Source organism: Mesorhizobium sp. M1E.F.Ca.ET.063.01.1.1 (assembly GCF_003998155.1).
In the GTDB taxonomy this organism is placed as follows: Bacteria; Pseudomonadota; Alphaproteobacteria; order Rhizobiales; family Rhizobiaceae; genus Mesorhizobium.
Window position 1 is genome coordinate 1 of the sequence record NZ_RZSC01001116.1, and the last position, 1394, is coordinate 1394.

The 1394-nt window shown below is 63.6% G+C and carries 1 protein-coding gene and 1 pseudogene; both read right to left on the reverse strand.

Annotated elements, in window-relative coordinates; genetic code table 11:
- Positions 1-398: pseudogene (locus EOA29_RS36510) on the reverse strand (SH3 domain-containing protein); the annotation flags it as partial.
- 261 nt (positions 399-659) lie between these two features.
- The coding region (locus EOA29_RS36515) for an FAD-binding oxidoreductase (protein ID WP_145970050.1) at positions 660-1394 on the reverse strand (735 nt) is incomplete at its 5' end.

Consider the following 1394-nt stretch of genomic DNA (forward strand, 5'->3'; position numbering starts at 1 on the left):
GCAGCCGGGGCAGTCCAGCGCGGGCTGTTCGATGCCAGCGCCGGGATGGCGGCTTTGCGCGTGGCGGCGACAGGCGAAACCGCGTCTGCCTTGGGCTCGGCTTGCGGCGCGGCGGCGACACTGACAGCGCTCGCCGCGGCCGGAGCGATCTTCGTCGTCTTGACCGGAATCGCGGGCACGCTCTGCTCCGCGCTTGCGATCGCCTGCCGTTCATTGGCTGGCAGGGCCAGCCAAAGCGCCACCCCCGCCACGCCGAGCAGCGCCACGGTACCGACGGCCGCGATCACCAGATGCGCGTTCGACTGCAGGCTCTGCCAGAGCGAAGGCCGCATGTCATAGCCGAACTGCACTGCAAAGCGCCGTCGTTCCGGCGCGCCGAAACTGAAGGGCTCATACACTTAGACCACCTCCAACAACCGGGCCGACGTTCTTTCGATCTTGCCGCGACATGTCGCGGTTGATCGGCATCGGTCCCGAAATTCCAGCGGGCAGGCCCGCGCAAATCCCCGTTTTATCGCCCAGAACCGGCATCTCTTGCCGGCGATTGTGGCATGAGTGCGCCTTTTTACGAAATTTCCTGCATTTGTTAACGATTCTGCAACGTGCTGCGGAGACGCGCTCTCCATCGAATCAAGCACTTCCACCGGGATGCTCGACCCTCAAATCCGGTCGCGTAACGCGAACCAGTTGAGCGCCAGGAACAGCAGTGGCGCGCGAAAACGACGGCCCCCCGGGAAAGCGGGAATCTTCAGATCTTCGATCAGTTTCAGCCTGTCGCGGTTGCCGGCGACCGTCTCTGCGTAAAGTTTGCCGAAGAAGTTCGACAGCATGACGCCGTGTCCGGAATAGCCGCCTACGGAAATCACGTTCGGCATCACCTCGCGCACGAAGGGTTTTCTCGGCATGGTGATGCCGACATAGCCGCCCCAGCCATGGGTGATCTCGACATCCTTGAGCGCCGGATAGAGCTCGGCGATCTGCCGGCGGATGTGGATATGGATGTCCTTCGGATCGTTGACGGCGTAGACCTCGCGGCCGCCGAACAAAAGCCTGCCGTCCTTCGACCTGCGGAAATAGCGCACGACGAAGCGGGAATCGTCCACCGACTCGCCTCCCGGTAGAACATTGGAGGACGATCCGAGCGGCACGGTGGCGCCGATGAAGGAGCCGATCGGCATGATGTGGGCGGCGCTTACCGGCTCCAGCTTGCCGCCATAGGCGTTGACCGCGATCAGGCATTTCTCGGCTGATATCGTGCCTTTCGGGGTGGTGACCCTCACCTTTCCTCCGCTGGCGGCGATGCCGGTCGAGGGCGTCCGCTCGAACAGATGCGCGCCGGCCGTGGCCGCCAGCGGAGGAAAGGTGAGGGTCACCACCCCGAAAGGCACGATATC